Origin of the sequence: Photobacterium sp. OFAV2-7 (genome assembly GCF_022347985.1) — a bacterium.
GTDB lineage: Bacteria > Pseudomonadota > Gammaproteobacteria > Enterobacterales > Vibrionaceae > Photobacterium.
Genome location: NZ_JAKRFQ010000581.1, coordinates 1 through 3,336 on the forward strand (window position 1 = coordinate 1; position 3,336 = coordinate 3,336).

The window sequence follows — 3,336 nt, forward strand, 5'->3', positions numbered from 1 at the left end:
CTGCGAATACATGACCGGGGGAATCGTCGCCATTCTCGGCAAGACAGGCGTAAACTTCGGGGCAGGCATGACAGGAGGTTTTGCCTACATCCTAGATGAAAATGGCGACTTTGCCGGTCGCGTCAATCCGGAGCTTATCGAGGCACTGCCGCTGGGCGGGCTGAAGATCCATCAGGAACACCTGCGCGGTCTGATTGACCAGCACCTGGAGGAAACCGGTTCAAGCCGAGCCCAGGAGATCCTGGCTGATTTTGACCGGTGGATCCCGATGTTCTACCTAGCCAAACCCAAATCTGCCGACGTGAATACCCTCTTGGGTCACCAAAGCCGTTCTGCCGCTGAACTGCGCGTTCATGCACAATAAGGGAGGGAAACCGTATGAGCCAGAACATATATCAGTTTATCGACGTCGCGCGGGTGGATCCGGCAAAGAAACCACTCAATGTCCGCAAAATCGAATTCGTGGAAATCTACGAGCCCTTCACCCAGCAACAGGCCGGAGCTCAGGCGGATCGCTGTCTGGGTTGCGGTAACCCGTACTGCGAATGGAAGTGCCCGGTCCATAACTACATTCCGCAATGGCTCAAGCTGGCCAACGAAGGACGGATCATCGAAGCGGTCGAGCTTTCGCACCAGACCAATACCTTGCCGGAGGTCTGTGGCCGGGTATGCCCACAGGATCGCCTGTGTGAAGGGGCCTGTACCCTCAATGATGATTTCGGTGCCGTAACCATCGGCAATGTCGAAAAATACATTACCGACAAAGCATTCAAAATGGGCTGGAAACCGGACATGTCCGCGGTCGAGTGGACAGACAAGAAAGTTGCCATTATCGGTGCTGGCCCGGCCGGCCTGTCCTGTGCCGACATTCTGGTCCGAAACGGGGTCAAACCTGTGGTGTTTGACCGTTACCCGGAAATTGGTGGCCTGCTAACGTTCGGTATCCCCTCTTTCAAACTGGAAAAAGAAGTGATGATCAACCGCCGCGAGATCTTTACCGAGATGGGGGTGGAGTTTCAGCTCAATACTGAAGTCGGCAAAGACATCCAGATGGAGCAGTTGCTAAATGATTATGATGCCGTATTCCTCGGTGTCGGGACCTACAAGAACATGCGGGCAGGACTGGAAAACGAAGATGCCGAGGGCGTTTATGATGCCCTGCCATTCCTTGTCTCCAATACCTACCGGGTGATGGGGCTGGACGGCCAAAAAGACTTTACCGACATGAACGGAAAGCGGGTTGTGGTACTCGGTGGCGGGGATACCGCAATGGACTGTGTCCGCACCTCGGTTCGTCAGGGCGCGAAGGAAGTCATCTGTGCCTACCGCCGGGATGCAGCCAACATGCCGGGCTCCAAACGCGAGTATAAGAATGCCCGCGAGGAAGGGGTTAAGTTCATGTTCAACCTGCAACCGCTGAGCATCAACATCAACGAGCAGGGACAGGTCACCGGCATCAACATGGTCAAAACCGAGCTGGGTGCACCGGATGAAGCCGGCCGCCGCCATCCCGAGCTGGTCGAGGGTAGCGAGCATGTCATCAAGGCCGATGCCGTGATCATGGCCTTCGGGTTCCAGCCGCATGCCATGCCATGGCTGGAACAGTTCAATGTCGAGCTTGATACTCGCGGCCGTATCAAGGCTCCGTCCGAAGGCGCTTACCAGTTCCAGACCAGCAATGCCAAGATTTTTGCCGGGGGCGATGCCGTACGCGGATCTGATCTGGTCGTTACAGCAATCGACGAGGGACGCCGAGCCGCTGAAGGGATCCTCGACTTCCTGGAGGTATAACGCTGTAGCCACCTCCGGCAACCACAACTAAGCGGGAATGCCCCACATGCCATTCCCGCTTTTTATTGGTTCATGTTACAATTCTCGCCACACGTGCTCCTGCCAGGGAGCCTCAATTTACCAACAAGAGAACGAATTGATGAAAATCGGCATTATTGGTGCGATGGAACAAGAAGTTGCCATCCTGAAAGCGCAACTGACCAACAGCGAAACTCACAACAAAGCGGGCTGTACGTTCTATACCGGTACCCTAAATGGTGCAGATGTTGTCTTGTTGCAATCAGGTATTGGCAAGGTAGCCGCTGCCGTGGGCACTGCTGTTCTGCTTGAAGTCTTCAAGCCTGATGTGGTGCTAAATACCGGTTCGGCTGGTGGTTTCGATTCTAGCCTGAATCTGGGCGATGTGGTTATCTCAACCGAAGTTCGCTACCACGATGCCGACGTCACTGCATTCGGTTATGAAATCGGTCAAATGGCCCAGCAGCCTGCTGCATTCATCTCTGATGAAAAGCTGATGAATACTGCTGAGCAGGCATTGGCAGCAATGGGTGATATGCATGCCGTGCGCGGTCTGATTTGTACCGGTGATGCCTTCGTTTGCTCAGCGGAAAAACAAACCTTCATTCGCGACAACTTCCCAAGCGTGGTTGCAGTTGAAATGGAAGCCGCTGCTATCGCCCAGGCTTGTCACCAGTTCGAAGTACCATTCGTTGTGGTTCGTGCCATCTCTGACGTAGCCGACAAAAAGTCACCAATGAGCTTTGAAGAGTTCCTGCCGCTGGCAGCGAAAAGCTCGTCAATCATGGTGGCCAAAATGGTTGAGCTTCTTAACCAGTAATGACAGAGACCCTGGCGTTTCTGCTTGATAACAGCTCCCTGCTCGTCTTGTGGGGAGCTTTAGCCATGCATTGGCTACTCCCAATTCCGACCCAGCTCCATCCGCTTCACATCTGGCAGCAACTTGCCATTGTGATTGCCGACAAAGTCAACAAACCCGACGAGCCCCGCAAACAGCAGCAACTCTCAGGCAGCCTGGCTTGGTCCCTGATGTGGCTGACCGTGCTGATCCTGCTGGTGGCACTATACCAATTGGTATGGATAGAGAGCATGTTCCACCTGGTCCTGTTGTGGCTGGCGCTGGACTGGCGATCGACAGCCAAGCTAAGCAAGCGGTTTATTGATGCCTACAGCCGTGAGGACAAAGCAACTTGTCGCCAGTTGCTGGAAACCCCGCTAAACCGGGAAACCCGCAACCTGTCTCTGCTTGGCCTCGGCAAAGCCGGGGCGGAGACCCAATTGCTTGCCTATAGCCGATTGGTGGCCGGTGTCTTATTCTGGTACGCCCTCGCCGGTGGCATTGGTGCCCTGATGTACCGGCTGGCCGTCAGCCTTGCCCGGGTCTGGTCTCCCAGCCGTCAGCACTATCAAACTTTCGGCCTTCCAGCGATCCGCATCCTTGCCATCCTGGACATCATTCCGCTGCGCATTTTTGCCCTGCTGTTCTGTCTCGGCCATAACGGCAAAGCGGCCCTGCAAGGAATTATT

The 3,336-nt window shown here is 54.9% G+C and carries 4 protein-coding genes; all 4 read left to right on the forward strand.

Annotated elements, in window-relative coordinates:
- Nucleotides 1-364 (forward strand): hypothetical protein (locus MHN01_RS21200; RefSeq protein WP_239413284.1); only part of this gene is annotated, 364 nt, incomplete at its 5' end.
- Between the two features lie 14 nt (nt 365-378).
- Nucleotides 379-1,791, forward strand: a complete 1,413-nt coding sequence (locus tag MHN01_RS21205; RefSeq protein ID WP_239413286.1) for an FAD-dependent oxidoreductase — start codon at nt 379-381, stop codon at nt 1,789-1,791.
- Between the two features lie 139 nt (nt 1,792-1,930).
- The gene (gene mtnN / locus MHN01_RS21210) at nt 1,931-2,629 is read left to right on the forward strand and encodes a 5'-methylthioadenosine/S-adenosylhomocysteine nucleosidase (protein ID WP_239413288.1); all 699 of its coding nucleotides are present in this window, start codon (nt 1,931-1,933) and stop codon (nt 2,627-2,629) included.
- On the forward strand, nt 2,629-3,336 hold a 708-nt coding region (locus tag MHN01_RS21215), incomplete at its 3' end, for a cobalamin biosynthesis family protein (RefSeq protein ID WP_239413290.1). The genes mtnN and MHN01_RS21215, both read left to right, overlap by 1 nt.